23 protein-coding genes are annotated in these 22,763 nt (G+C 61.6%); 10 read left to right on the top strand and 13 right to left on the bottom strand.

The window, feature by feature from the left end:
- Nucleotides 1–37: 37 nt before the first annotated feature.
- The gene (locus tag CQ002_RS24610) at nt 38–463 is read left to right on the top strand and encodes a low affinity iron permease family protein (RefSeq protein ID WP_034104070.1); all 426 of its coding nucleotides are present in this window, start codon (nt 38–40) and stop codon (nt 461–463) included.
- Between the two features lie 54 nt (nt 464–517).
- On the opposite strand, the gene CQ002_RS24605 is transcribed toward CQ002_RS24610, so the two are convergent.
- The 4 genes from CQ002_RS24605 to CQ002_RS24590 all read right to left on the bottom strand — a co-directional run bounded on the left by CQ002_RS24605 (nt 518) and on the right by CQ002_RS24590 (nt 3,278).
- A complete protein-coding gene (locus tag CQ002_RS24605; RefSeq protein ID WP_005785958.1) occupies nt 518–1,045 on the bottom strand; it encodes a DUF4142 domain-containing protein in 528 nt (175 codons plus the stop codon).
- Nucleotides 1,046–1,164: 119 nt separating this feature from the next.
- Nucleotides 1,165–1,806 carry a LysE family translocator gene (locus CQ002_RS24600; RefSeq protein ID WP_105161786.1) on the bottom strand — a complete coding sequence of 214 codons (642 nt, stop codon included), beginning with the start codon at nt 1,804–1,806 and terminating at the stop codon, nt 1,165–1,167.
- Nucleotides 1,807–1,860: 54 nt separating this feature from the next.
- Complete coding sequence (fos, locus tag CQ002_RS24595) at nt 1,861–2,271, bottom strand: fosfomycin resistance glutathione transferase (RefSeq protein ID WP_105161785.1); 411 nt, start codon at nt 2,269–2,271, stop codon at nt 1,861–1,863.
- A gap of 89 nt (nt 2,272–2,360) precedes the next feature.
- The gene (locus tag CQ002_RS24590; RefSeq protein WP_069022249.1) at nt 2,361–3,278 is read right to left on the bottom strand and encodes a LysR family transcriptional regulator; all 918 of its coding nucleotides are present in this window, start codon (nt 3,276–3,278) and stop codon (nt 2,361–2,363) included.
- Nucleotides 3,279–3,346: 68 nt separating this feature from the next.
- Here CQ002_RS24590 and CQ002_RS24585 point away from each other — a divergent pair, with 68 nt between their 5' ends.
- Complete coding sequence (locus tag CQ002_RS24585; protein WP_034104061.1) at nt 3,347–3,835, top strand: DMT family transporter; 489 nt, start codon at nt 3,347–3,349, stop codon at nt 3,833–3,835.
- On the opposite strand, the gene CQ002_RS24580 is transcribed toward CQ002_RS24585, so the two are convergent.
- From CQ002_RS24580 to CQ002_RS24560, 5 genes are all read right to left on the bottom strand, one after another.
- Nucleotides 3,836–5,167 carry an MFS transporter gene (locus CQ002_RS24580; RefSeq protein ID WP_034104059.1) on the bottom strand — a complete coding sequence of 444 codons (1,332 nt, stop codon included), beginning with the start codon at nt 5,165–5,167 and terminating at the stop codon, nt 3,836–3,838.
- 59 nt (nt 5,168–5,226) lie between these two features.
- Nucleotides 5,227–6,168, bottom strand: coding sequence for a hydroxymethylglutaryl-CoA lyase (locus CQ002_RS24575; protein WP_105161784.1), 942 nt, complete (start codon nt 6,166–6,168; stop codon nt 5,227–5,229).
- Nucleotides 6,165–7,358 carry a CaiB/BaiF CoA-transferase family protein gene (locus CQ002_RS24570; protein ID WP_105161783.1) on the bottom strand — a complete coding sequence of 398 codons (1,194 nt, stop codon included), beginning with the start codon at nt 7,356–7,358 and terminating at the stop codon, nt 6,165–6,167. The genes CQ002_RS24575 and CQ002_RS24570 overlap by 4 nt, the downstream gene beginning before the upstream one ends.
- A 130-nt stretch (nt 7,359–7,488) precedes the next feature.
- Nucleotides 7,489–8,397, bottom strand: a complete 909-nt coding sequence (locus tag CQ002_RS24565) for a LysR family transcriptional regulator (RefSeq protein WP_105161782.1) — start codon at nt 8,395–8,397, stop codon at nt 7,489–7,491.
- Nucleotides 8,397–9,071: an NAD(P)H-binding protein gene (locus tag CQ002_RS24560; RefSeq protein WP_105161781.1), complete on the bottom strand. Its 675-nt coding sequence runs from the start codon at nt 9,069–9,071 to the stop codon at nt 8,397–8,399. Before CQ002_RS24560 ends, CQ002_RS24565 begins: the two co-directional genes overlap by 1 nt.
- Before the next feature lie 94 nt (nt 9,072–9,165).
- Between CQ002_RS24560 and CQ002_RS24555 the strand changes: the two genes are divergently transcribed.
- Nucleotides 9,166–10,353, top strand: coding sequence for an MFS transporter (locus CQ002_RS24555; protein ID WP_105161780.1), 1,188 nt, complete (start codon nt 9,166–9,168; stop codon nt 10,351–10,353).
- Here the strand turns inward: CQ002_RS24555 and yiaY are convergent.
- Nucleotides 10,320–11,468, bottom strand: coding sequence for an L-threonine dehydrogenase (gene yiaY / locus CQ002_RS24550; protein ID WP_098465945.1), 1,149 nt, complete (start codon nt 11,466–11,468; stop codon nt 10,320–10,322). The genes CQ002_RS24555 and yiaY overlap by 34 nt on opposite strands.
- Before the next feature lie 123 nt (nt 11,469–11,591).
- Here yiaY and CQ002_RS24545 point away from each other — a divergent pair, with 123 nt between their 5' ends.
- Nucleotides 11,592–12,608 (top strand): DUF4917 family protein, encoded by a 1,017-nt coding sequence (locus tag CQ002_RS24545; protein WP_105161779.1) that lies wholly within the window; start codon nt 11,592–11,594, stop codon nt 12,606–12,608.
- Nucleotides 12,609–12,671: 63 nt separating this feature from the next.
- Here CQ002_RS24545 and CQ002_RS24540 read toward each other — a convergent pair whose 3' ends face one another.
- Nucleotides 12,672–13,199: a helix-turn-helix domain-containing protein gene (locus CQ002_RS24540; protein WP_034104046.1), complete on the bottom strand. Its 528-nt coding sequence runs from the start codon at nt 13,197–13,199 to the stop codon at nt 12,672–12,674.
- A 160-nt stretch (nt 13,200–13,359) separates the two neighbouring features.
- Between CQ002_RS24540 and CQ002_RS24535 the strand changes: the two genes are divergently transcribed.
- The 6 genes from CQ002_RS24535 (at nt 13,360) to CQ002_RS24510 (ending at nt 20,572) form a co-directional block, all read left to right on the top strand.
- Nucleotides 13,360–14,142: an aldolase gene (locus CQ002_RS24535; protein WP_034104044.1), complete on the top strand. Its 783-nt coding sequence runs from the start codon at nt 13,360–13,362 to the stop codon at nt 14,140–14,142.
- A gap of 28 nt (nt 14,143–14,170) precedes the next feature.
- Entirely contained in the window at nt 14,171–15,043 is an 873-nt protein-coding gene (locus tag CQ002_RS24530) for a dihydrodipicolinate synthase family protein (RefSeq protein WP_098465943.1), read from the top strand.
- A 210-nt stretch (nt 15,044–15,253) separates the two neighbouring features.
- A complete protein-coding gene (locus tag CQ002_RS24525; protein ID WP_034104040.1) occupies nt 15,254–15,793 on the top strand; it encodes an RNA polymerase sigma factor in 540 nt (179 codons plus the stop codon).
- Nucleotides 15,790–16,758 carry a FecR domain-containing protein gene (locus CQ002_RS24520; RefSeq protein WP_034104038.1) on the top strand — a complete coding sequence of 323 codons (969 nt, stop codon included), beginning with the start codon at nt 15,790–15,792 and terminating at the stop codon, nt 16,756–16,758. The genes CQ002_RS24525 and CQ002_RS24520 overlap by 4 nt, the downstream gene beginning before the upstream one ends.
- Before the next feature lie 127 nt (nt 16,759–16,885).
- A complete protein-coding gene (locus CQ002_RS24515; protein WP_105161778.1) occupies nt 16,886–19,450 on the top strand; it encodes a TonB-dependent receptor in 2,565 nt (854 codons plus the stop codon).
- 222 nt (nt 19,451–19,672) lie between these two features.
- The gene (locus CQ002_RS24510) at nt 19,673–20,572 is read left to right on the top strand and encodes a DMT family transporter (RefSeq protein WP_034104036.1); all 900 of its coding nucleotides are present in this window, start codon (nt 19,673–19,675) and stop codon (nt 20,570–20,572) included.
- Between the two features lie 89 nt (nt 20,573–20,661).
- Here the strand turns inward: CQ002_RS24510 and CQ002_RS24505 are convergent, their stop codons facing one another.
- Together CQ002_RS24505 and CQ002_RS24500 are read right to left on the bottom strand one after the other, a co-directional pair.
- Nucleotides 20,662–21,864: an SAM-dependent methyltransferase gene (locus CQ002_RS24505; RefSeq protein WP_105161777.1), complete on the bottom strand. Its 1,203-nt coding sequence runs from the start codon at nt 21,862–21,864 to the stop codon at nt 20,662–20,664.
- A 243-nt stretch (nt 21,865–22,107) separates the two neighbouring features.
- Complete coding sequence (locus CQ002_RS24500; protein ID WP_034104033.1) at nt 22,108–22,725, bottom strand: TPM domain-containing protein; 618 nt, start codon at nt 22,723–22,725, stop codon at nt 22,108–22,110.
- Nucleotides 22,726–22,763: the final 38 nt, after the last annotated feature.

The following is a 22,763-nucleotide window of genomic DNA, read 5'->3' as shown; positions in this document are numbered from 1 at the left end:
CATTATTTCATCACCCCCCCCCCAAAGGAAAAAGGTCATGAAATTCTCCGCAGTCTCCCAATCCCTGTCCCGTTGGGCGGGCAGCCCGCGCACGTTCTATGCGGCGGTGGCATTGATCCTGGCGTGGAGCTTGAGCGGGCCCTATTTCCACTACAACGACACCTGGCAACTGATCATCAATACCTCGACCACCATCATCACGTTCTTGATGGTGTTCCTGATCCAGAACACGCAGAACCGCGACAACGACATCCTGCACATCAAGATCGATGAGCTGCTGCGCGTGTCCAAGGATGCGCAAAATGCCGTGCTGAGCCTGGACGGACTCGACCGTAAAGAATTGGAGAAACTGCGCAAGGAATACCGCAGTATTGGCGCGATGGGCAGCGTCAGTCTCAACAGCAGTTGCGGCGAGCACGCCGACGATTCGGCGCCGATCAAAACCGATCTGAACAAGGCATGAAAAAACGGCGGTTGGAGAAGATCCAACCGCCGTTTTTCAGTGCACGTGACGGACTCAACCGTCGCCTTGGTGACCTTTGCCGTAGGTCGATGCCAATGCGCGGGCCTTCTGCAGACGCTCTTCCAACTTGGGCAGTGTCTCATCCACCAGGGCTTTTATTTCAGGCACATCCGACGCCGCACCTTCCTTTTTGAACAGGGCGATCGCGTCTTCGTTTTCCTTCACTTGTTGCGCCGTGTAGGCCGCATCAAAGGAGTCGCCGTCCTTGAGTTCGGGCATCAAGGTTTCGGCTTTGTCGACGATCTTCTCGCGGGGTGCCACAGGCAGGTCCAGCTTCTTGGCGATGGCCGCCAGATGCTGGTTGGCCAGGGTGCGTTCGTTGATCACCTCGATGGTGTAGTCCTTGATTTCCTGGGACGAGGTCTTGGCGTGGGCCATGCGACTGGTTTCGATATCGGCCATGCCTTTGGCCGAAGCCTGCTCGATGAATTCAGCAGGCGACTGGGCGAAAGCATTGCTGGCGCCGAGGCCCAGCAGCATCGCGAAACTGGCGGTGCGTAACCGGATAGCCATGCGGCTCATGATGGGTTCCTCCAGGGTAAAAATAGGTGCGGGGGAATACACCCCGCCCTGAATTCGAATTTTCAGGGCGGCAAAGGTTTAGAAAAAACTCGCCAGTGCGACGAACGGTCATCGACGAGTCAGGCGGGTTTGCTGCCAAACAGGCCCGGCAACGCGTGCGCCAGAGCGTTGATGGCGAAACCGATGAACATCACGCCGCAGAGTCTGGTGATCAGGATTTCATGGCGTTGATACACCGTGCGCACCCGCTGTGCGCCGACCACACCGATCAGAATCGCATACGCCAGCAGGCCGCCAACGAAACTGAGGACGATCAGCGAAGGCAGCATCGACCAGGTCAGCAATTCGGCGCGGCTGGACAGCAACGCCGTGAACGTCGCCACCGCCACCGGATACGCCTTGGGGTTGGTCAGGCCGAACAGAATGCCATGCCAGAACGGATGCCGTGCGGCCCCCTGAGGCGTATCGCTGCTGCGACACTGGGTACGAATCGCGCGCCAGCCCAGCCAGAACAAATACAGGCCGCTGAGCACACCGAGCACATCAAACGCACTGCTGCCCACTTCCCGCGCGCCAACGATGGCGATCAGCGCCGTCGAGCACCACACCACATCCCCCAGCAAATGCCCGCACAGGAACCCCGCGCCGGCACGACGGCCACGCGCGGCGCCGATGCCAAACACAGCCAGCACCCCCGGCCCCGGGGTAATACCGTAGATGAAACCTGAAGCGAGGACGGCCAGCAGCAAAGATGGGGTCATGGGCACGACTCAAACTGAGGGTTAAGCGGTGGAGGGATTCTGCACGTTCCCGCGCTACGGGTAAAACTTCATTCCGGCGTAAGGCTTGGCGCGACACGCTTGCAGGCGTGAGGCCAGGTCGCCGACATGGGCCTCGAGCTTGTGGCCATCGGGATCGAGAAAATAGAACGAGGCCCCTTCACTGCGATTGTCGCGCCACTCCTGCACCTCGCTCGCTCGCAGGCGAGTGACCAGTGCGCTGAAATCAGCCGCCGCCACTGTAAACGCGTAATGGGTGTAATCGCCCACCGGTTGCGCTTCGCGCAGCGGGTCGAGGGATAAACACAGCCAGAGACCCGGCAGTGAAAGGTAGGCACCGGCCTCCCAGGTGGCATCGAGCTGAAGTTGCAGCAGCTCATGGTAGAAGCGCACGCTGCGGTCTACATCGGTGACGGCGAGGGTGAGGTGATTGAAACCTGAAAGCATGCAAATCCCCTTTTCACGATCCCCCGGACGAACGGGGCAAGTCTTGGATACCTTACAGCGCCAGCCACCCGTCTCGTCGCGGTAAATAGTCAATCATGCAGTACGCCGTGCACCTGCCCGATCAACCACTGCAACCCCGAGTCCCCACCCCGGCGTGCATGCCACGCAAGCTCAAACGCAAACGACGGAATATGAAATGGCGGCAGTACGGCCAGCAAGTGCTGGTGATCAATATTCAGTAAACCTCGTGACGATACGGTGAGGATCAGGTCGGTGCCTTGAATCAACTGCGGCGCCACGCCCCAGTGCGGCAGGCTGATCGCCACGTGTCGACGCTCACGAATGGCCGTCAGCGCCCGCTCGATTTCAGGGGTGCCACTGCCGCGCATTTCCAGCAAAACATGGGGACGCGACAGGTAGGTGGGCAGGTCCAATGTACCACTTGCCGGCAGGCTGTTGCGGTCCACCAGGCAGGTGTAGTGTTCTTCGAACAACGGCGTAGTACGCAGTTCGGCGGGCATGTCGGGGAAGACACCCGCCGCCAGGTCGAGATCGCCATTGAGCACGCCATCCACCATGCCTTCGCGGCTGGCCTGGATGATTTGCAGGTCGATACCCGGCGCGGCGCGGCGCAGCCTACGCACCAGGTCGGGCAAGAAAATCGCCGCGCTGTAGTCAGACATCGCCACACGAAACCTGCGCTTGGCCGAGGCCGGCTCAAACCGATTCGGCGCCAGCAAGGCCTGTACCTGGGCCAGTGCTTCGGCCAGTGGCGCAGCCAACTCCAGTGCGCGAGCCGTCGGCACCAGGCTACCGCCCTGACGCACCAGCAAGGGATCACCGAGCAGGTCACGTAGACGCGCCAGCGCATGGCTGACCGCCGGCTGGCTCAGGTGCAAACGCTCAGCGGCACGGGTGACGTGTTGCTCGCTGAGCAAGGCATCGAGAATCACCAGCAGATTGAGGTCGATGCGGCGAAGATCATTCATCAGCTGCATACACTGCATAAGAACTTGGAATTTAAATTTGCGCGACGAATAGCCTAGAGTCCAGCAAAACCTCTGGGAGATTCGACATGACGACGTTGCATTGGGTGGGTCTATTGGCGCTGGCGGTCATCGCCGGAGCGGTGGTGCCGTTTCAAAGTGCGATCAACGCCAACCTTGGGCGCGGGCTTGGCCACCCGTTGTGGGCCACGCTGGCGTCGCTGCTGGTGAGTATCATCGTGTTGCTGCCGGTCATCATGGCGTTACGGCTGCCGTTGCCGAGCCTGGCCTTTATCAGTAAGGCCCCGTTGTGGATGTGGGCGGGGGGCGCGTTTGGCGTGTGCTTCATTTCACTGGCGTTGATGCTGCTGCCCAAACTGGGCGCGTCGGGGTTTATCGCATTAGCCATGGCCGGGCAGATTCTCGCGTCGCTGGTGCTGGATCACTTCGGCCTGTTCGGTCTGGTGGAGCGTCAACTGACAACGCCCCGGGTCCTGGGGGCGTTGTTGTTGATCGGCGGCGTAGCGTTGATTCAGTTCAGCGCTACACCGGCCCGCGCCTTGGCAACCGCGGGCTGATCAGCCCTTGTCGAGCGTACGCAACTTCTGGGGCAAGCCCCACAACAGCAGCGCCGCCGCCAACAGCGCGCACACGCCGATCACATAGAGCGCCGGGGTGGTGCTGCCGGTGAGGTCCTTGATCCGCCCCACCATCACCGGGCTGACAATGCCACCGAACTGCCCGAGGGTATTGATCACCGCAATCCCGCCGGCCGCGCCTGCACCGGCACCGGCCAGCAACTTGGGAGGCAAGGTCCAGAAGGTCGGGATCGAGGCGATGATGCCCGCCCCCAACATGCCCAGGGCAATGATCAGGAAGGTCGTGTGGTCGGCAAAGATGCCGGCACTGAAGAAGCCCACCGCCCCCAGTACCACCAGGCCGCAGACAAACTTGCGCCGCTCGCCGGTGGCATCCGACAGACGCCCGATCACTACCATGCTGATCGCGCCGCATACATAAGGAATCGCCGTGAGCAGGCCGATCATCACCGGGCTCTGGGTGCCGGCGCTGCGGATCAGTTGCGGCGCCCAGAAGTTGAGTCCGTAGGACGCTACCTGGATCAGGAAGTAGATGAAGCCGAGCATCAAGAAGCCCGGAATGCGCAGTGCCGACAGCAGCGAGCCACCGTGCTGATTCGGCTCATGCTTGGCGATACGGCTCGCCAGCAAGGTTTTCTCCGCCGCCGTCAGCCAATGGGCGTCTTCGATGCGGTCCTTGAGCAAGGTCAGCACCAGGAACCCCAGGCCGATGCACGGCAAGCCGCCGAGCAGGAACAGCCAATGCCAACCGCGCATCTGGAAGACACCGTCGAGGTGCTCCAGCACCAGGCCGGAAAACGGTGCGCCCACCAGGCCCGCGAAGGCCGATGCCAGGAACAGCATCGACGTGATGCGCCCCCGGAAGTGCTGCGGAAACCACAATGTCAGGTAATACAGCACGCCAGGCGCGAAACCCGCCTCCATGGCGCCGATGATGAAGCGCAAGCCGTAGAACTGCCATTCCGCGGTGACAAACACCATGGCCGCCGTCGCCAGCCCCCACGACATCATGATGCGCGCAATCCAGCGCCGCGCGCCGACCTTGTACAGCATCATGTTGCTCGGCACTTCGAAGATCACATACCCCACCACGAACAACCCGGCGCCCAGGCCATAGGCGGTGTCGCTCAGGCTCAGGTCCGCTTGCAGCTGGAACTTGGCGAAGCTGATGTTGATACGGTCAAAAAACGCGAACAGGTAGCACACCATGATCAGCGGCATCAGGCGCCACGCGACCTTGCTGACCAAGGCTTTTTCGGCATCGATTTCAGCGGCCGGGCGCGCGCCGGCCTCCAACGTATTAGTGCTCATGGTTTCTCTCCAGCGGGCTGCTCACAGGCGCCCGTTTGTTTTTGTTGTCTGGTGTGGTGCTACAGCGCGGCGATGTAGGCCGGCGGCGGGTGCAGGTCACAATTGCGCCCGGCCTTGGCTACTTGACCGGGCAGTTCGTGGCCCAACAGGGCCGGCAGGCGGCGGGACATGTGCAGCAGGTGCGGCAGGTCGATACCGGTGTGAATCCCGACCTCCTCGCACAGGTTGACCAAATCTTCGGTGCAGATATTGCCCGATGCCCCCGGCGCAAACGGACAACCGCCCACCCCCCCGAGCGCCGCGTCAAAACGACGGGCACCGGCCTCATAGGCGGCCAGCACATTGCACAAGCCCAGGCCGCGGGTATTGTGAAAATGCAGGGTCAGGTCACGGGCGGATACGCGCTGCAGCACGCGCCTGACCAGGCGTCCCACCTGGCGCGGATTGGCCATGCCGGTGGTGTCGGCCAGGCTGATGCCCTGGATGCCCAGCGCCTGATACGCCTCGACAATCTGCAGTACGCGGTCTTCGTCGATCTTGCCTTCGAACGGGCAGCCAAAGGTGGTGGCGATGCTGCCGTTGAGCCTCACCGGATGGTCGGCAGCAAAGCTGACAATATCGCCAAACGCCGCCAGCGACGCTTCGCAGCGCATGCGCATATTGGCCAGGTTATGGGTCTGGCTCGCAGACATCACCAGGTTCAATTCATCGGCACGGGACTCGATGGCACGCTGGGCGCCCTTGAGGTTGGGGATCAGCGCCACATAGATAACACCCGCTTTGCGTTGGATGCCCTGGAACACGTGCTCGCCATCACGCAATGCTGGAATCGCCTTGGGGGAGACGAACGACCCCGCTTCGATGCGCGAAAAACCGGCGAGGGACAGCTGATCGATCAAGGCGATCTTGTCCGCCGTCTCGACCCAGGTCGGCTCGATCTGCAGCCCATCGCGCGGGGACACTTCCTGCACGATCAGGGGGTCTGAATAGTCTGCAATCATTGCACCACTCCCGCGGTTTTCAGGCGTTGGATATCGGCGCCGGCCAGGCCCAGGCTACCGAGAATTTCGTCGGTGTGTTGCCCCAGGGTCGGGCCCTGCCAGTTCACGCCACCAGGGGTTTGCGACAGCTTGGGAACGATGCCGGGCATCTTCACCGACACACCGCCAGGCAGCTCGGCCTTGAGCAACATGTCGCGCGCCTGGTAGTGCGGGTCATTGACGATGTCCGCGACGGAGTAGATGCGCCCGGCAGGAACTTCAGCGGCTTCAAGGGCGCTGAGCACCTGGTCGATAGGCAGGCTGCTGGTCCAGTGGGTGATCGCCGCGTCGAGCAGGCCGCTCTTGGCCGCGCGTCCATCGTTGTGGGCAAACTCGGGCGCCTCGGCCAGGTCGGCGCGGCCGATGGTGTGCATCAGGCGCTTGTAGATCGGGTCGCTGTTGCCCGCGATCACCACATACGCACCGTCGGCTGTCAGGTAGGTGTTGGAGGGCGCTATGCCTGGCAAGGCACCGCCGCTGCGTTCGCGCACATGGCCGAGCATGTCGTATTCCGGCACCAGGCTTTCCATCAGGTTGAACACGCTTTCAACCAGCGACACATCGACAATCTGCCCATCGCCCTGCCCTGTCTTGACCCGCAGCAGCGACATCAGCGCGCCGATCACGCCATGCAACGACGCCAGGGAGTCCCCCAAGCTCACACCAACTCGCGCCGGCGGCGAATCCGGGTTGCCGGTGGTGTAGCGGATGCCGCCCATGGCCTCGCCGATGGCACCAAAACCTGGGCGGTCGCGATAGGGGCCGGTCTGGCCGTAGCCAGAGATGCGCACCAGGGTCAGCTTGGGGTTGAGGGCGTGCAACACGTCCCAGCCGAGGCCGAGTTTTTCCAGGCCACCGGGGCGCAGGTTTTCGATCAGCACATCGGCGTCGCCGAGTAATTGCTTGATCAGCTCCAGGCCTTCGGGCGACTTGAGATCCAGCGCCAGGGATTTCTTGTTGCGCGATTGCAGGTACCACCACAGCGACGTGCCTTCGTGCAGCTTTCGCCATTTGCGAAGCGGGTCGCCCTGGCCCATGGCCTCGATCTTGATCACCTCGGCGCCAAACTCGGCCATCAGCCGGGCGGCGAACGGCGCGGCAATCAGAGTGCCGATCTCGATCACCTTGATGCCGCTCAGGGGAGCCGTCATGGGGTGCACCTCTTATTCTTGGAATATGACGCAAAGACTAGAGGGCCGGTGCACAGAAAATCCAACCGTCAGTTGGCAAGAAGCGTTCGCCAAACGCGAACGCACTGGTAGGAACCGGCAAGGCGGCCGCCTACAGGGGGCCGCTGAGGTAGTCGAACAGCAGGCGACTTACCGGGGATAACTGCGCTTCATCGCGCACGACCAGGATCAGGCTGCGATCCGACCAGTCGTCCGTCAGCGGCACGGCATGCAAACCCAATGCGCGACCAAACAACTCATAGGCTTTCTGCGGCAAGATCCCGATGCCCATGTTGGCCTGGACCATGCGGCACATCGCATCGAACCCCGGCACATGAATGCGCAGGCGCAGCATCTTGCCCGCCTCGCGTGCGGCGGCGTGGGTGCGCATGTTGATGGAGCTGGCGGCGTGCAGGCCGACGTAATCGCTGCCCAGGGTTTCAGCAAACGCCAGGGTTCTAAGTGCCGCCAACGGGTGATCTGCCGGCATCAGCACCACCAGTTTGTCGTGACGATAGGTCACGCTGGGCAGGCCTTTGGTGTCGGTGTCACTGGAGCAGATGCCGAGGTCCGCCACGCCATCCAGTACCCCCTGCACCACGCCCTTGCTGGGACGTTCTTCCAGGTCGGTCTTCACTTCGGGGTGCCGTTCGGAAAAGTCCCGCAGGTCTTCCGGAAGAAACTGAATGATCGCCGACAGATTGGCCAGCATCCGCACATAACCGCGCACGCCATGGCTGTGTTCGCCCAGCTCCAGGCCCATCTTCTCGACGTTGAACAGCATCTGCCGCGCATGGTGCAGCAAGGTTTCGCCGGCCGCCGTCAGGTCCATGCCCTTGGCGCGCCGCACGAACAGGCTGACGCCCAGCACCTGCTCCAACTCCATCAGGCGCTTGCTGGCAGCCGACACGGCAATGGCTTCACGGTTGGCGGCCCGGGTCAGCGTGCCCTCCTCGAACACCGCCACAAACAACTGCAGCGTGATCAGATCCAAGCGACGCACCAGGCTCTTGTGCAACATCAGCGACGCTCGCTGGCCAGCCGGTTGATCTCGGCCTGCTCCACCACGGGCTGCGGCGCGCCGTGGCTGGCCGCCTGCAACATCGCCCGGCCCACCGTCTCGGTACTCACCACCCAGCCCGGTTTCAACCGGCGCACGAACGACAGCAACGGCCCGAGTACCGAATAAAACGACTGGTACAACGGTGTCTTGGACCGCACGCCATGCAACGGCTGGATCACCCCCGGCCGAAACAGGTACACGGCCTTGAACGGTAGGCGCAGCAAGGCATTCTCGGTCTTGCCCTTGACCCGCGCCCACATCGATTTGCCCGCCTCGGAACTGTCTGTACCGGCGCCGGAGACATAGATAAACGTCATCTGTGGATTGAGCCGCGCCAGCGTGCTCGCGGCGACCAGCGTCAGGTCGTAGGTGAGGTGCGTGTACTGGGCTTCCTTCATCCCCGCCGATGAGACGCCAAGGCAAAAGAAGCACGCATCAAACCCTTGCAACAGGTTTTCCAGGGGCTGGAAATCCAGCATGTCACCGTGCAACACCTGGTGCAGCTTGCCGTGCTCCTGGGTCAATGCCGTGCGGCCAACGGCGACGACTTCCTGGACGTCGGCCGCCAACAGGCACTCACGCAGGACGCCCTGGCCGACCATGCCGGTGGCGCCGAATAACAGAACTCTCATGGGTTGGTTCCTTGGTTACAAACGATTAGCCGCACGTTGGAGACAAACACACTAGCAGCTTGTAGCTTACCGCTGAAAAAGGAAAAGACTGCCCTTGAACAATACCACCACACTCGCCCTGGCCTGCAGCGCCGCCTTCCTCGCCCAGGTCGGCATCAGCAGCTACCTGCCTGCTGTGCCCGCCATCGCCCGTGCCCTTCCTGCTGCCGAAGACCACGTCGCGCTGGCCCTGGCGGTCTACTTGGTCGGCATGGCATTGCCGATGCTGCTGTGGGGCAGCCTGGGCGAGCGTTTTGGGCGTAAGCCTGTGCTGTCAGCGGCGCTGGCCGTATATGCCCTGGCAAGTGCGGCGATCCCTTTGGCGTTCAGCATTGAAGCCTTCCTGTCTTTACGGCTGATTCAAGGGCTGGGCGCGGGCGGTGTCTCGGTGATGGCGCGGGTATTGGTGCGTGACAGTTTCAGCGGTGCCCTGCTGGCTAAGGGTTTGTCGTGGCTGGGCATGACCTTTGTGATCGCCTTGGGTATCGGCCAATTCGCAGGTTCGTTGTTGCAGGTGATCTTCGGTTGGGAGGCGATTTTCTACGGGTTGGCGATAGGCGCGGTCGGGTTGATGCTGGTGTTGCAGCGGGTGACGTTCCCGGCACTGGTGAAGGCTGAGGCGTCTCTATCCGCCTGGCGCATCTACGCCAAGATTGTGCGGCATCCGCCGTTTCTGCACGCAGCCTTGGCCGGTGGTCTGGGTTATGGGGTGATCATCGCGTTCAACACCTGCGCACCGTTGATTCTGCAAGGGCGTTTCGAGTGGAGCGCGGCGCAATATGGCTGGCTGGGTTGGCCAATCAGCGCGGCGTATCTGGCGGGGGCATTGATGGTCAATCGCTTCGTGGCTCGCACGGGGCGACTGAAGATGATGGGCTGGGGCGTGGCCCTGGTTCTAGTGGGAACAGCCATGATGATGCTGGGCAGCGTGTTTGCTGGCGGGCTTGCCCTATTGCTGTGGCTGCCGTATTGCCTGGCAGTGCTGGGGCAGTCGATGAGTTACCCGATCAGTTTGTCGGTCGCCAACGATGAGTCGCCCGTAAGCGGCTCCTACGCCATGGCGTTGAGTGGTTTTATGCATCAGTTGATGGCAGCGCTGGTCGGCGGCGTGGCGAGCCTACTGGTGAGTCAGCAGGCATGGCCGTTGGCGGTTTTGTGTGTGGCATTGGCGGGCGCCGCATCGGTGTGCGTCGCCCGCTGCCGCGCCGATCAGAACGCGCTGCGAAAGATCTCCTCGATCTGACGCTGATCCGCCCGCCGTGGGTTGGTCAGGCCACACGCATCCTTCAGCGCATTGGTCGCCAGCAAGGGAATGTCCTGCAACTTGGCGCCCAGCTCACGCAATCCGGCGGGGATTTCAACGTCGTGGGCCAGGCTGCGAATCGCCGCGATGGCGGCCTGGGCACCTTCTTCGTCGGTGATGCCCTTGATGTCGGCGCCCAGCGCACGACCGACGTCGCTCAAGCGTTTGGCGCTGACGCTGGCGTTGAAGCTTTGCACATGGGGCAGCAACACCGCGTTGCAAACACCGTGGGGCAGGTCGTAGAAACCACCCAGTTGGTGGGCCATGGCGTGCACGAAGCCCAGCGACGCATTGTTGAACGCCATGCCGGCGAGGAACTGCGCGTAGGCCATGTTTTCCCGCGCGACCTTGTCGCTGCCGTCGCGGACCGCCAGGCGCAGGTTGGCGCTGATCAGTTCGATGGCCTTGATGGCGCAGGCATCGGTGATCGGCGTGGCGGCGGTGGACACATAGGCTTCAATGGCGTGGGTCAGCGCGTCCATGCCGGTGGCAGCGGTGAGGCCCTTGGGCATGCCGACCATCAGCGCCGGGTCGTTGACCGACAGCAGCGGCGTGACGTTGCGGTCGACGATGGCCATTTTCACGTGGCGGGTTTCGTCGGTGATGATGCAGAAGCGCGTCATCTCGCTGGCAGTGCCGGCGGTGGTGTTGATCGCCACCAGCGGCAGTTGCGGCTTACTCGACTGGTCGACGCCTTCGTAGTCGCCGATATGCCCGCCGTTGGTGGCGCACAAAGCGATGCCCTTGGCGCAGTCATGGGGCGAACCGCCGCCGAGGGACACCACGAAGTCGCAGGCGCTCTGTTGCAGCAGGGCCAGGCCTTTCTCGACGTTTTCCACATTGGGGTTAGGCTTGGCGCCGTCGTAGATCACCGAGTCGATGTCCTGCATCGCCAGCTTCTCAGCGATCATGCTCGCGACGCCCGCCTTGGCCAGGCCGGCGTCGGTGACGATCAGCGCCTTGCGAAAACCATAGTTGCGGATGGCGTTCATGGCTTCGTCAAGGCAGTCAGTGCCCATGATGTTGACGGCGGGGATAAAGAAGGTGCTGCTCATGGCGAATCCTCAGAGGCTTTATGCCTACAGCATCAACCTGCGCCAGCGGCCGCATCTTGATCAGGATCAACACCAAGCCGTGATAAAGTCACCGTCCAGCCGATTTCGAGTAGACCCGCCGCAATGAAGGATTTCCAGGATATTGACGCCCACCTTGAAGACTGGAGCGCGCTGCGCGCGACCCTCGACTTCAGCGGGATTCTGATCGGCAACGGCGCAAGCCGCACGATTTGGGAAGACTTTGCCTACGACTCGCTGTTCGAAAACGCCCGCACCGTCGAAGAAAAGCCCCTGAGCCAATCCGAACTCAGCGTGTTCGATGCCCTGCAAACCCGTAGCTTCGAGCAGGCGCTGGGGGCATTGAAGACCACCAGCCGGGTCAACAAGGCCCTGGCGGTCAGCTCGGCCGCGCCGCGCAATCGCTACTACGCAATCAAGGAAGCGTTGATCAACACCATCCACGCCGTGCATATCCCCTGGCGCCTGGTGCAACCGTCGACGCTGGCAACAATCAACCATGAGTTGAAGAATTACCCCACGGTATTCACCACCAATTACGACCTGCTCAACTACTGGGCGATCCTGCATGCCCCCGGCATCGATGACCTGTTTCGCAGCGCCGACGCCAGCTTCAACCTGCGCGACGCCCGCACTGATGCCACGCGCATTTTGTATTTGCATGGCGGCCTGCACCTGGTGCGCAACCTCGACGGCACCGCGCGCAAATTGCCGACCACCGACAGCACCTTGCTCAGTAGTTTCGCGATCAACAACACCCTCAAGACCCTCGACGACGTGCCACTGTTCGTCAGCGAGGGCAAGGTGGAGGAGAAGCTCAAGACCATCCGCAGTTCGGATTACCTGTCGTTTTGCTATGAGCAGTTGCTGGTCCATGAGGGCGCGTTGTGCATCTTCGGCCATGACTTGGGGGCGCAGGATAAACACGTGGTGGATGCGATACGCCAGGCCAATGTGACGACACTGGCGATCTCGGTGTCGGGGCGCAGCGATGGGTTTATTCGTCAGCAGAAGCGGCGGTATTCGGAGTTGTTTGAGGGGGCTGGCGTGGAACTGAAATTCTTTGCGGCGCGCACGCATCCATTGGGTCATCCTGCCCTGTCCGTCCCTGTCGAACGCTGATCACAATATGGGAGCGGGCCTGCTCGCTCCCAGACTGGCCCCTATTTCAATCCTGCATCGTGGTCATTCTTCCGCGCTGTGCACCACCACCAGTAACTGTGCCTGCACCGGCCCCACCGAGCGCAAGCGATGCGGCTTCTGCGCATTGAAGTGCAGCGCATCGCCCCGCTCCAGGATCACGCGCTCACTCATGAAGTCCACCTCCACCCGGCCTTCATGCACGAACAGGAATTCTTCCCCCAAGTGCTCCTTGAAGGTCTTGTCGGTGAATTCCGCCGGCGGGTAGATGATGAACGGCAGCAGGCTGCGTTCGCTGACCTGATGGGCCAGCACCGCGTAACCCGGTGACGTGTCGGGCCGCTCATGGCTGCGCACCAGGCTGTAGCTGTCGAGGCTGACACTGTCTTCGCTGAACAGCTCTTCGACCTTCACGTTCAATGCCTTGGCCAGTTTCAACGCGGCGGCAATCGACGGCGTGTTAAGCCCGCGCTCGACCTTGGACAGGTAGCTCTTGGTCATCCCCGACTTTTCGGCCAGCGCCTCCAAGGTAACGCCAAGTTTTTTTCTTAATAATTTCAAACGGATAGACATGCGCTGCGATTAATCCAGGCAATAAGCGATGAGCTGTGCTTGCCAATGACACAAAGTGTCATATAGCATCTTTAGTGTCATTTGCAGTGACCCAACGGCCTCGCGAGCAGCGGGAGAGCAGCAAAACAGACGTCCATTGAACCACCCAAGGGACACCGATATGGCCAAGACATTAGCACTCCCAAAAGACCAACTGGTCAAGCAAGCGCTGATCCAGATGCAAAACACCCTGGCGGATAATACGTGGACCGACCGGCAAAAGCTGGCGCTGACCTGCCGCATCCTGTTCGAAAATGGCCACGACTCCGGCCTGGCCGGGCAGATCACCGCGCGCGGACCGGAACAGGGCACGTTCTACACGCAGCAACTGGGCCTGGGTTTTGATGAGATCACCGCCAGCAACCTGCTGCTGGTGAACGAGGATCTTGAAGTCCTCGAGGGCCACGGCATTCCCAACCCGGCCAACCGTTTCCACAGCTGGGTGTACCGTGGCCGTCCGGATGTGAACTGCATCATCCACACGCACCCCACGCACGTCGCCGCGCTGTCGATGCTGGAAGTGCCGCTGCAGGTGTCCCATATGGACCTGTGCCCGCTGTATGAAGACTGCGCATTCCTGGAGGCCTGGCCGGGTGTGCCGGTGGGCAATGAAGAAGGCGAAATCATCACCACGGCGCTGGGAGACAAGCGCGCGATCCTGCTCTCGCACCACGGCCAGCTGTCCACCGGGGCGAGTATCGAGGAAGCCTGCGTGATCGCGCAGTTGATCGAGCGAGCGGCCAAGTTGCAGTTGCTGGCGATGGCGGCCGGCACCATCAAGCCGATCGTGCCGCAGCTGGGTCGCGAGGCCCATGACTGGATCTCCCGGCCCAAGCGCCATGGCGCCGCATTCAACTACTACGCCCGGCAGAACCTGCGTCAACACGCCGATTGCCTGAACTGATTTACCCTTTTCCGACCGGAGACTCTCCATGTCCAGCCCAACCATTCACGGCATCATCGGCTACACCATCACCCCGTTCAGCGCCGACGGCCAACGCATCGACCTCAACGCCCTGGGTCGCTCCATCGACCGCCTGATCGCCAGCGGCGTGCACGCCATCGCGCCGTTGGGCAGCACCGGCGAAGGTGCGTACTTGAGTGACGCCGAGTGGGATGAAGTCAGTGCCTTCAGCCTGGCAAAGATCGCCCGGCGCGTACCGACCATCGTCAGTGTCTCGGACCTGACCACCGCCAAAGCCGTGCGTCGCGCCCGCTACGCCGAAGCCAATGGCGCCGATGCAGTGATGGTGCTGCCGACGTCTTACTGGAAACTCAGCGAAGCGGAGATCCTCGCCCACTACGCCGCGATCGGTGACAGCATCGGCGTGCCGATCATGCTCTACAACAACCCGGCCACCAGCGGTACGGACATGTCGATGGACTTGATTCTGCGCATCATCAAGCGGGTGGCCAACGTGACGATGGTCAAGGAAAGCACTGGGGATATTCAGCGCATGCACCAGTTGCATCGCCAGAGCGACGTGCCGTTCTACAACGGTTGCAACCCACTGGCGCTGGAAGCCTTCGCGGCGGGTGCCAAGGGTTGGTGCACGGCGGCACCGAACCTGATCCCACAGCTCAACCTGGATTTGTATGACGCGGTATTGGGCAATGACCTGGCCAAGGCGCGAGACCTGTTTTATCGCCAGTTGCCGTTGCTGGAGTTCATCCTCAAGGGCGGGTTGCCCGCGACGATCAAGGCCGGGCTACGTTTGACCGGGCTGGATGTGGGCGACCCGCGTTTGCCGGTTTTTCCTTTGAGTGAAACCGGGATCGAGCAACTTCAGGCATTGCTGCGCTAAAACAAAAGCGCTAGGTGGGAGCTGGTTTTGGGGTCGATGCATCGCCGCGACGGCGTCCCCTCATGCAATTGGCCAACCGGGGGGCTTGCATCGCAGGCAGGCCAGCGCCCACATTTTGACCGAATACCTCTTTTACCCAGAGACAAATGACAATAATTCTCGATATCATTCGCGACTTTTCTACGTCGTGCTTCGCCAAGAAGGATATCCATGTCTCGTCCCAAGCCCGACCCGTTGTCGGCCGATGCCTTTCGCGGGTTTTATACAGACATCCTGTATTTCCTGCGCAAACGCACGGACAACGCCAGCGACGCGGCGGACATGACCCAGGATGTCTTTACTCAGTGGCTGGACTACCGCGACCGGGCCAAGGTCGAGCAGCCACGGGCGTTTCTGTTCCAGATGGCGCGCAACCTGCTGCGCGATCACTGGCGCAAACAGAAGGTACGACAGACCGCCCACTTTGATCCGGCCGAAATGGACGCCGAGCCGATCGCCGACGAGCAAAACGATCCCATGGCCGCCGCTCAACGCTTGCAACGCCTGGAACAGTTGAAAGAAGTCCTCGCCGAACTCTCGCCCCGCAGGCGAGAAGCCCTTATGCTGCACCGCTTCGAAGGCTTGAGCCAGGCGCAGATCGCCGAGCGCATGGGCATTTCGACCAGCATGGTGGAAAAGCACATCGCGTTTGCCCTGCTGCATTGCAAGCGACGCCTTCAACACGAACCCGGCACGGAGCAGCCAGAATGAACCGCCTGAGCGACACCGACGTCCTGGACATCGAAGACAGTGACGCTATCGATGCCCAAGCCGCCCGTTGGTTTGCCCTCAATCGCAATGAGGCCGGGCGCGCCGAGCGCAAGGCCTTTGCTGCCTGGCAGGCCGAGCCTGCCCATGCGCGCGCCTATGCCGAATTCGAGCAACTGTGGGCGGACCTGGCCCAGTTGCAGCAATTGAACAAACCCGTGGCGCTGCCCAAGCGCAAACCGTCGGCATGGCGCCCTGCCCTGGCCGTGGCCGCCGCCTTGCTGTGTGCGGTGCTCGCCACTCACATCGGTGCTCCCCGCGAGCTCTATCACACCCAGCTGGCGGCCCATGCCAAAGGCATGCGCACCCTGGACCTGCCCGATGGCAGCACCTTGTACGTGAACGCCAACACCCGCGTGCGGGTTGATTTCACCGCGTACCAACGCATCGTGCACCTGGACAAAGGGCAGGTGTATATCGACGTCGCCGCCGACAAGGAGCGGCCACTGTTCGTGCAAGCAGGTGAAGCCAGTGTGCGCGTGGTCGGCACCGGCTTCGATGTGCGCCGCAGCCCACAACAACTGGTGGTCAGCGTCGCCCATGGCCAGGTCGCCTTCGAGCCAGACGCAAAAAGCCCGGTCAGCTTGCTGGGTACACAGCAACGTGCGATCTACAGCTATGCCAAGGGCACCTTGCAACAGCAAACCCTCACCGCTGAAGAAGTCGCCGACTGGCGCAGCGGGCACTTGTCGTTTCGCAACCGCGAACTGGCCAGCCTGATCGACGAGTTGAGCCTGTATCGTCCCCAGGCACCGCTGCAGGTGAGCAACGCCGTGGCGCACCTGAAGGTTTCAGGCAACCTGGATGTGAATGACCCAGACGCCCTGCTCAATGCCCTGCCCGCGCTGTTGCCAGTGAAAACCGTGGCCTCGGCCGACGGCATTGTCAGAATCGAACCGAGCAAATAATCCCACCCGCTTCTTATTTGAGAATATTTTTCATTCGCAGGTGTGGATTCTTTTACCTGCCCCGTCTTCCTCCGGACTGCATCTGATACGCACACCTTTTGGCCATTTGGCCGCACCGGGGGATTTCATGTTTCGCGCGCCTTGCCACGCTTCGCACCTGTTTCTTCGACCGAGCCTCATCGCCACCTGCCTGGCGTTCAGCCTCAGCGCCCACGCCGAGACTTTCAAACTGCCTGCCCAGGCGCTGGCTACGTCCCTGAGCCAGGTGGCGCAGCAGGCCCAGATCCAGTTGCTGTTTGACGAAGAGTTGCTCAAGCACGTGCATGCACCCTCACTCAACGGTGACTTCACGCCGGAAGTGGCGATTCGCACCTTGTTGAAAAATGGTGAGTTCACCCTGATCAAGGTCGGCAGCACCTATGTGGTAAGGCCCGAAGAGGCCAAGACCACCAGCAGCGGTGCCGTACAACTGGACGCCCTGAGCGTGATCGGCACGGGCAACCAGGTTGACTCCAGTACCGTCGGGCGCTCCACCTTGAGCCAGGCCGATATCGACCGCTACCAGCCCAACAACATCCCTTCGCTGCTGCAAACCCTGCCCGGTGTGTTCATGGGTGGCTCGCCCAAACCGGGTGGCCAGACGATGAACATTCGCGGCATGGGCGAGGCCGAAGACATACCAATGACCGTGGATGGCGCGACCAAGAGCGGCTTCGAGCGTTACCAGCAAGGCACCGTGTTCATCGAGCCTGAACTGATCAAGCGCATCGAAGTGGAAAAAGGCCCGTATTCGGCCTTTACCGGCAACGGCGGCTTCGGTGGCACGGTGCACATGGAAACCAAGGACGCTCCGGACTTGCTCGAAGACGGTCGCAATGCCGGCGCCATGCTCAAATATGGCTATTCCAGCAACGATCACGAACAGGTCTACAGTTCGGCCATCTACGGCCGTACCGACGACGCTCGCTTCGACGGCCTGGCCTACATCACCCAACGCGACGGCGGCGACATGAAGCTGGCGGCCACCCCGCCAGACACGCGCAACGAGTACCCGATCAATCCTAAGCGCTTGCCCAACAGCGCGCAGAATGTCGACGGCGCCTTGTTCAAATTCAATGCGCACTTCACCGACGAACACAGCATGGGGCTGTCTTATTCGCGCTCGAGAAGCCAGCGCTGGACGCCTTTCTCGGCCAAGAGCTACCCAACCCCGCCGCTGCAATCGGCCATTGATCGCTACGGCTACGAAGGCGCCCTCAAACGCTTCCTGGCGGATCGCGAGACCATCGACACCACTTACTCGGGCAAGTACGAATACAAGCCACTGGACAACCCCTGGGTGGACTTGAAACTCAGCTACTCCGTGTCCAATACCGACCAGACCGATGAGCGCAACGAAGACGCCTCGTTCTCCCTGGCCACCGGCGGACGCAAGATGGATACCTCGTACAACGACAAGATCCTGGAAGCACGCAACATCAGCCTGTTCACCACCGGGCCGCTGGAACACGCCGTGACCAGTGGTGTACAGATTCGCAAGCACATCCGTGAAACCGAAAGCTGGATGCCCGGCGCCACCTACAACACGCCTCGCTATAACTACGGGCACTTCCAGCCGTATTTCATGCCCCACGGCAAAGTCGACACTCAGTCGTTCTACCTTCAGGATGCCGTGACCATTGGCGCCGTGACCATCACCCCATCCCTGCGCTACGACCACGTGCGCAACCGTGGCGAAGCCAACGATGCGCCGTACTACAGCAACCCGAACCCGTCGTTCGGGCATGACTACAGCAACCGCACCTACACCGGCTGGTCGCCGCGCCTGGCGGCCTATTGGAACATCACGCCGGACGTGGCGATGTTCGCCAGCTGGAACAAAACCTGGCGCGCTCCGGTGATCGACGAACAGTACGAGGTGCAAGGCGTGGGCAGCCGAACCGCCACCAGCGTCGACCTTGACCCCGAACGCATCACCGCGATCACCGCGGGCAACGTCACCAACTTCTCCGGCGTCTTCAGCCGCGAAGACAACCTGCAACTGCGCACCACGCTGTTCCACAACCGTATCGAGGACGAAATTTTCAAGGCGACCGGTATCGGCTGTGAACGGCAGAACTCGGTCCCGGGCACTATCGACACGGTTTGCGGCGGCGCCATGGCGGCCAAATCCAACTATCGCAACGTCGGAGGCATGACCATCAAGGGCTTCGAGGTTGAGGGCTACTACGACTCGACTTACCTGTTCGGCTCCCTGTCCTATTCCTGGGCCACCGGTAAACGCGACAACCCTTACACAAACCCGTGGGCCACCAGCACCCATGTGTGGGCCCGCGATATTCCACCGGCCAAATGGGTGGTGGTGCTGGGGACCAAGATCCCGAGCTGGGACGCGCAGGTGGGTTGGCAAGGGCAATTCGTGCGCAAGACCGACCGCCTGCCCAGCGATAAATATTCCAGCAGCCTCAACAGCGTGGCCGGTGACAGCTTCTACGACCAGTATGAAAACGCCAGCTACGATACTCAGGGCCTGTTCGCCAGCTGGAAACCGCAGCAGGCGGGGCTCAAAGGTACCGAAGTCAACTTCACCGTCGACAACCTGTTCAACCGCAACTACCGCCCAGCCCTCAGCGGCGACCGCGCCTACAGCGAAGGCCGCAACGCTAAGGTCAGCGTTACCCGCTTCTTCTGAAGAAGGTCACGGCCCATGTGGGAGCCGGGCTTGCCCGCGATGCAGGCGACCCGGTGCTCCCGTGAAACGCCGGTGCCCCCGTCACAGCCTCGCGAACGCTCGGCAGTTCCCTCCCACCGTCAACTGTACGGATAAATCCGCACCCAGCTGTAGGCCCGCAATCGGCGGGGGATGTGGCTAGATGGGCTGACCTTGAAGCCCTCTGAATGTCGGTTACTCCCCATGAGCTCGCGCGAAAACACTGGCATGGCCCTCGGCCTGCTGGGCGTCATCATCTTCAGCCTGACCCTGCCCTTCACCCGTATCGTGGTGCAGGAAATCCACCCGTTGCTCAACGGCCTGGGCCGTGCACTGTTCGCGGCAATCCCGGCTGCGGCGCTGTTGCTGTGGCGGCGCGAGCGCTGGCCCACCTGGCGTCAGGTGCGCGGGCTGTGCCTGGTGATCGCAGGCGTTATTCTCGGCTTCCCGGTGCTGTCGGCCTGGGCCATGCAAACCTTGCCGGCCTCCCACGGCGCGCTGGTCAACGGCCTGCAACCGCTGTGCGTGGCGCTGTATGCGGCGTGGCTGTCCCATGAGCGGCCGTCAAAAGCCTTTTGGGCCTGTGCGGCGCTGGGCAGTGCGTTGGTGTTGAGTTATGCGCTGATCACCGGGGCCGGCAGTGTCCAGGCCGGCGACCTGCTGATGCTGGGTGCGATCGCCGTCGGTGGCCTGGGTTATGCCGAAGGTGGCCGTCTGGCCAAGGAGATGGGCGGCTGGCAGGTCATCTGCTGGGCGCTGGTGCTCTCGACCCCCGTGCTGATCGGCCCGGTGTGGTACCTGGCGGCGCAGCATCAAGGCGCGGTGTCGATGCGCGCGTGGTGGGCGTTTGGCTATGTATCGCTGTTCTCGCAGTTCCTGGGCTTCTTTGCCTGGTATGCGGGCCTGGCCATGGGCGGTATCGCGCGGGTCAGCCAGATCCAGCTGTTGCAGATTTTCTTCACCATCGCGTTTTCGGCGTTGTTCTTTGGTGAACATATCGAGCCGATCACTTGGCTGTTCGCGTGTGGGGTGATCGTGACGGTGATGCTGGGGCGCAAGACGGCCGTGCAGCCTGCGCCGGCCCCCAAGGCTAGCGCTATTTGAATGTGGGAGCTGGCTTGCCTGCGATGGCGGTGGTGACTGACACACCGCTATCGCAGGCAAGCCAGCTCCCACAGAGGACCGTGTTCACTTCAATTCAGGTAGCCATCCGCGCGCAGCAGGGTTTCCAGGCAGTGTTCGGTGATGTGGTAGAACGCCTTCAGCTCCTGGATTTTCTCCAGCAACTGCGCATTGTCCAAGGGTTCGGCGCGCTTGACCGCAAGAATCATCTTGTTCTTGTTGGTGTGCTCCAGCGAGATGAACTCGAACACCTTGGTCTCATAACCACAGGCCTCGAGGAACAATGCACGCAGACTGTCAGTGACCATTTCCGCCTGCTGGCCAAGGTGCAGGCCGTATTGCAGCATCGGTTTGAGCAGCACCGGGCTCTGGATCTGCAGGCGGATCTGCTTGTGGCAGCACGGCGAACACATGATGATCGACGCGCCGGAGCGGATGCCGGTGTGGATCGCATAGTCCGTGGCAATGTCACACGCATGCAAGGCGATCATCACGTCCAGCTCGCTGGGTGCGACGCTGCGCACGTCGCCACATTTGAACACCAGCCCCGGGTGCTCCAGGCGCGCGGCGGCGGTGTTGCACAGGGTCACCATGTCTTCACGCAATTCGACGCCCGTCACCTCGCCCTCGGCCTTGAGGGTGTTGCGCAGGTAGTCGTGAATCGCAAACGTCAGGTAGCCCTTGCCCGAGCCGAAGTCGGCAACACGCACCGGCTGGTCCAGTTTCAAGGGTGACGAGGTCAGCGCATGGCTGAACACCTCGATGAATTTGTTGATCTGCTTCCATTTGCGCGACATCGACGGGATCAGCGCCTGCTTAGCGTCCGTCACACCCAGGTCGGCGAGGAACGGCCGGCTCAGGTCGAGGAAGCGGTTCTTCTCGCGGTTATGCTCAGCCGAAGGCGCTTCACGCAGTTGCTGCGGCTTGCTTTTGAACAGCGAGCTTTTGTTCTTCTTACTGTATTCCAGCTGGGCTTCGTCGGTCAGTGACAGCAGGTGCGCGTTCTTGAACTGGGCCGGCAGCAGCTCGGCGATCGCCGCCACGCCGTCTGCCAAAGGAAAGTTCTTGGTGATATCGCGGGTCTTGTAGCGATAGACGAAGGACAGGCACGCCTGCTCCTTGACGGTGACCGGCTTGATGATCAGCCGCTGCAACTCGGCTTCCTCACCGACGTACTTGGCCAGCACCAGCTTGATAAAGGCGTTCTGCGCGAGGCTTGCGCTGAGCAGTTCGATGAACTGGGCGTGATGATCCGGTTGAGCAGTGACAGACATGAACAAAAACGCCTCGGGCAGGGAATGCCGGGCATTTTAGGGGGGATGGCGCTTCAGGGCACGGAGTTATTTGATCAACGGTCAATCAGCTGCCCCCTCAAATGTGAACACTGGGTGAGGTGGGAGCTGGCTTGCCTGCGATGGCATCACCCTGGTTTGCCTGTTGGACCGAGGCGCCCGCATCGCAGGCAAGCCAGCGCCCACAGGAATGGGCGTTCACACAGGGGTTCGGTGTTGCCCGGGTTATTCGAGTACGACCAGGCGATTGGGCAACTCGTTGCGAGGCTGGGTCACCGGCACATGCACCTTGAGCAACTCGCCACAGGCTTCAATGCAACTGATAAACCCCGCCAGCGTCTGCCCCTGCTTCACCTGCTGGGTAAACGCCTTGACGATCGCATCCCAGCTGCTGTCATCCAGATGCCTGGAGATACCGTCATCCACCAGGATCTCCACGTACCGCTCGGCCTCACTGACAAAAATAAGCACGCCGGTACTGCCAAGGGTGTGGTGCAGGTTCTGCTCCAGGAACTGCCGTCGCGCCAGGTTGGACGCACGCCAATGGCGTACCGAGCGCGGGATCAAGTGGGTGGTCACCTTCGGCAGGCGAAACACCAGGCACAACACGATGAACGTCGCCCATTGCGCCAGCAGCAAGGTGTACATGGTCAGGTAGCCCGACACGTAGTGCACCACACCGGGCACCACCAACGCGATCAGGCTGGCCCACAACAGCGGAATGTAGGCGTAGTCATCGGCGCGGGCAGCCAGTACGGTCACCAGTTCTGCGTCGGTGGTTTTTTCCACGCGGGCAATCGCCTCGGCGACCTGGCGCTGCTCATGTTCAGTCAGTAATGCCATGGTTGTAGTTGCTCTCTCATTATTGTCATCACCAGCCG

Origin of the sequence: Pseudomonas sp. MYb13, from assembly GCF_002980075.1 — a bacterium.
Lineage (GTDB): Bacteria > Pseudomonadota > Gammaproteobacteria > Pseudomonadales > Pseudomonadaceae > Aquipseudomonas > Aquipseudomonas lurida.
The sequence above is the reverse complement of the archived record's forward strand: the minus strand, read 5'-3'. Positions and strand labels throughout refer to the sequence as shown.

What these genes read in the sequence shown, in the direction of transcription:
- CQ002_RS24610 (WP_034104070.1), top strand. Translation starts at nt 38, where the DNA reads ATGAAATTCTCCGCAGTCTCCCAATCCCTGTCCCGTTGGGCGGGCAGC.
- CQ002_RS24605 (WP_005785958.1), bottom strand. Translation starts at nt 1,045, where the DNA reads ATGAGCCGCATGGCTATCCGGTTACGCACCGCCAGTTTCGCGATGCTG.
- CQ002_RS24600 (WP_105161786.1), bottom strand. Translation starts at nt 1,806, where the DNA reads ATGACCCCATCTTTGCTGCTGGCCGTCCTCGCTTCAGGTTTCATCTAC.
- fos (WP_105161785.1), bottom strand. Translation starts at nt 2,271, where the DNA reads ATGCTTTCAGGTTTCAATCACCTCACCCTCGCCGTCACCGATGTAGAC.
- CQ002_RS24590 (WP_069022249.1), bottom strand. Translation starts at nt 3,278, where the DNA reads ATGCAGTGTATGCAGCTGATGAATGATCTTCGCCGCATCGACCTCAAT.
- CQ002_RS24585 (WP_034104061.1), top strand. Translation starts at nt 3,347, where the DNA reads ATGACGACGTTGCATTGGGTGGGTCTATTGGCGCTGGCGGTCATCGCC.
- CQ002_RS24580 (WP_034104059.1), bottom strand. Translation starts at nt 5,167, where the DNA reads ATGAGCACTAATACGTTGGAGGCCGGCGCGCGCCCGGCCGCTGAAATC.
- CQ002_RS24575 (WP_105161784.1), bottom strand. Translation starts at nt 6,168, where the DNA reads ATGATTGCAGACTATTCAGACCCCCTGATCGTGCAGGAAGTGTCCCCG.
- CQ002_RS24570 (WP_105161783.1), bottom strand. Translation starts at nt 7,358, where the DNA reads ATGACGGCTCCCCTGAGCGGCATCAAGGTGATCGAGATCGGCACTCTG.
- CQ002_RS24565 (WP_105161782.1), bottom strand. Translation starts at nt 8,397, where the DNA reads ATGTTGCACAAGAGCCTGGTGCGTCGCTTGGATCTGATCACGCTGCAG.
- CQ002_RS24560 (WP_105161781.1), bottom strand. Translation starts at nt 9,071, where the DNA reads ATGAGAGTTCTGTTATTCGGCGCCACCGGCATGGTCGGCCAGGGCGTC.
- yiaY (WP_098465945.1), bottom strand. Translation starts at nt 11,468, where the DNA reads ATGAGCAGCACCTTCTTTATCCCCGCCGTCAACATCATGGGCACTGAC.
- CQ002_RS24545 (WP_105161779.1), top strand. Translation starts at nt 11,592, where the DNA reads ATGAAGGATTTCCAGGATATTGACGCCCACCTTGAAGACTGGAGCGCG.
- CQ002_RS24540 (WP_034104046.1), bottom strand. Translation starts at nt 13,199, where the DNA reads ATGTCTATCCGTTTGAAATTATTAAGAAAAAAACTTGGCGTTACCTTG.
- CQ002_RS24535 (WP_034104044.1), top strand. Translation starts at nt 13,360, where the DNA reads ATGGCCAAGACATTAGCACTCCCAAAAGACCAACTGGTCAAGCAAGCG.
- CQ002_RS24530 (WP_098465943.1), top strand. Translation starts at nt 14,171, where the DNA reads ATGTCCAGCCCAACCATTCACGGCATCATCGGCTACACCATCACCCCG.
- CQ002_RS24525 (WP_034104040.1), top strand. Translation starts at nt 15,254, where the DNA reads ATGTCTCGTCCCAAGCCCGACCCGTTGTCGGCCGATGCCTTTCGCGGG.
- CQ002_RS24520 (WP_034104038.1), top strand. Translation starts at nt 15,790, where the DNA reads ATGAACCGCCTGAGCGACACCGACGTCCTGGACATCGAAGACAGTGAC.
- CQ002_RS24515 (WP_105161778.1), top strand. Translation starts at nt 16,886, where the DNA reads ATGTTTCGCGCGCCTTGCCACGCTTCGCACCTGTTTCTTCGACCGAGC.
- CQ002_RS24510 (WP_034104036.1), top strand. Translation starts at nt 19,673, where the DNA reads ATGAGCTCGCGCGAAAACACTGGCATGGCCCTCGGCCTGCTGGGCGTC.
- CQ002_RS24505 (WP_105161777.1), bottom strand. Translation starts at nt 21,864, where the DNA reads ATGTCTGTCACTGCTCAACCGGATCATCACGCCCAGTTCATCGAACTG.
- CQ002_RS24500 (WP_034104033.1), bottom strand. Translation starts at nt 22,725, where the DNA reads ATGGCATTACTGACTGAACATGAGCAGCGCCAGGTCGCCGAGGCGATT.